The organism is Marinagarivorans algicola (genome assembly GCF_001292705.1).
Lineage (GTDB): Bacteria > Pseudomonadota > Gammaproteobacteria > Pseudomonadales > Cellvibrionaceae > Marinagarivorans > Marinagarivorans algicola.
Map to the genome: position 1 here is coordinate 1 of NZ_LGAK01000088.1, position 2,651 is coordinate 2,651.

General features: G+C 39.9%; 3 protein-coding genes. All 3 read right to left on the reverse strand.

What is annotated here, in order from left to right:
* On the reverse strand, window positions 1-921 hold a 921-nt coding region (locus tag AC438_RS16210), incomplete at its 3' end, for a phosphoadenosine phosphosulfate reductase domain-containing protein (protein WP_053982308.1).
* Complete coding sequence (locus AC438_RS16215) at window positions 922-1,581, reverse strand: hypothetical protein (protein WP_053982309.1); 660 nt, start codon at window positions 1,579-1,581, stop codon at window positions 922-924.
* A 507-nt stretch (window positions 1,582-2,088) separates the two neighbouring features.
* On the reverse strand, window positions 2,089-2,651 hold a 563-nt coding region (locus AC438_RS16220), incomplete at its 5' end, for a contractile injection system protein, VgrG/Pvc8 family (RefSeq protein ID WP_202904788.1).

Consider the following 2,651-nt stretch of genomic DNA (forward strand, 5'->3'; position numbering starts at 1 on the left):
TATTATATCTCTTGCGAAAAGCCGAAAGGGGCCTAAACCATTAGCTCCATTTCTTCTAACAGTACATCTATAAGAGATATCATCTCTTATACTCAAAAGCCAACTTCTAAATGCGTACAAAGGCTCTAATGATTCATAACCGTTTGCAATCAGGTTTTTTGACGCTTTGTCTTGTCGAACAACTGTGCAGGTCCAGCAGCCAAATCTACCCTTACTACAGGGATTTGCGTCCGGCAGTCTAATGATTGGGCATTCACCTGAGATTTCTTTATATATACGAGATAATTTTTTAAGATCAATTGAGTTGCCGCCATCTAATTCCATCAATCCTTCCCATACATCCTCAGTTGTAAAATTTACTATCGGACAAAACAATATGGTTTCTTTGTATCCCTTCTGCTTAAAAAGATAAAAATTTTCAAGCGAATTATCACTTAAAATCTTATCCCTTTCACGGCTCTCGTCGTACCTTGTTCCAAGCACAACTACCGCCTTGGCGTCACCTGCTATCTCCTTTAATGCTGCTTGGACAGGATCTATCCGTAGTCTATCGGTGCACCATCTAAATATATTTGTTGGAGGGGGATAACCCCTTCCTATTACTTTCACAAAATACCTATCTTTTACAGGCGGACGAATTTCTTTGACAATAATATCGAGCCCTAGGTTCTTTCCTTCTTCTGCGATATTTTTAAGCGTATCCTCTATATACCCCTTAAGAACAGGTATTTCCACTCCAGTATCACAATAAAAGACATGCAATCTCTTCTTATTTTTCGACTCAATACCACTTAAAGCTACTAGTAGAATTTTCATTACTAAAGATGAGTCCTTCCCTCCACTAAAGCCAATAACCCAAGGAGTTTCGTCTTTTTCAAAATATTCTCTTGTAGCCTCGATCGAATCCCTAAGTTTTTTCATCTAATTAAATAGTCCAGTTATTTTATTTTGAAGAGTGTTTTTGTGATTAGTTACAATGAAATCGATCTGTTCGTCTCCTAGGGCGATGTGCTCACTGACTGCTCGAGGGTGCAATAACGCACCAGAGATTAACCCAATTAAGCCAATCATTAATCCTGCTGAGACAAGAAGGCCATTTGCCCCAAAAAATATAATCAATATAAAATATAACCATGAATAAAAACATCCAATAATTGCAATATCTATTGTCGAAGTCCATATTAATCCGTTGTCTCTAACTAGCTTTGATTTCTCCTTCAGACTTTCGTCGTTATCAATTAAATGATAAAAAATATGCATTAATTGCTTTGATGACTTAACCGCATCGATCTCCGCCTCTGTCTTTAACTCAGTAAGCCCGTTCTCAATCAACTTACTTTTTATGTTATTATTAATTTTCTGATGCGTTTTTGAATTTATTAATTTTCTAATTTTTACACATTCTAAAAAACTCCCTATTATGATAGCGAGTACAACCCCATATCCTTTAATCACGAATCCAATACTTTCATCTATATTTAATAAATCGCCTGCCATATATTGGTAGCATGGGACACCAAAAAAGATAAAAATAGTTCCTGGAACTAGCTTTCTTAGATACTTTAAATTTGATAGTTTCATGATTTATTCTATCCAGATGCTATCATTTAACAATTTACCAGCCGAAACTTAAGCCACACTAACACCCGCCCTACCCAGCCTAATTTTAAAAACGTAAACACACACCTCCCAAGCCAGAGCACAAGAACGCCACACTAACCTATCTAATTACACGCTATTCAAAAGTCAGACTAAAGCCTTTAAAAAAAACATCAACCAAAAATCCCCAAAACCATAAAACCACAAAACAAACACTACCACCCAAACACCCCTTTGAAACCCATTACCCACGCCAAAAAACAACAAAAAACGAAAATATAGTTACCCTATTAACAAACGAAATAAAAAAACAGAATAAAGCAAAAATAATGAATAAGAGGAGGGACTAAAGAAACAGAAGATACCGACAGCAGGCCAACGCCTACAAGGGGAGGAAAACAAAGACAGCGAAGCCTGGGACCCGCTGTGTAGATTGAAAACTTAAAGACTAAAAACTTAAAAACTAAAAAGCCCCACATCGAGCAACCCTCAAACCACCACCCGATCACACACAACATTCAGCGATCCACCATGACTCTTCACCGAAATATCAACAGAATCAATGCGCCACAAGCCATTAATGGAAGAATCGAAACCCGAGACCGCCAAACGACCCTCAGCCGCTATATCGATAAGATCGGGCGAAAGCGCAGCCGTCGCCGTGAACGACTCTTTACCACCCTCAGATGTTCTAAGATGGGCTTTTGCAGCGGCTTTAGCCTCAGATTTAGTCGTATAGGTATAAGCTAGGGTAAACACCGGCTCACCCGCACCCACTTCCACATTGCCGGCCACGCCTTTTGAGTCATCGCTATAACTCGCTGTCACACGCTTAACCCCTTTAGCTGAGGCGCGCTTATAACTGTATGCTGAGCACTGCGCAGCACTGAGCGAAACAACCGGCAAAGCAACACCGCTGGCGCTCTTGCCCACACCCTCAGTGACAAACAACAAAAAACCATTCGCGGGCTTCATGATGGCGCCGCGCGCAATTGCCAAGCGCCGTAAAAAATTCAAATCGCTCTCAGCGGTTTGATCAAGATGATCGAATA

Coding starts and splice junctions, on each gene's coding strand:
- AC438_RS16215 (WP_053982309.1), bottom strand. CDS start 1,581: ATGAAACTATCAAATTTAAAGTATCTAAGAAAGCTAGTTCCAGGAACT.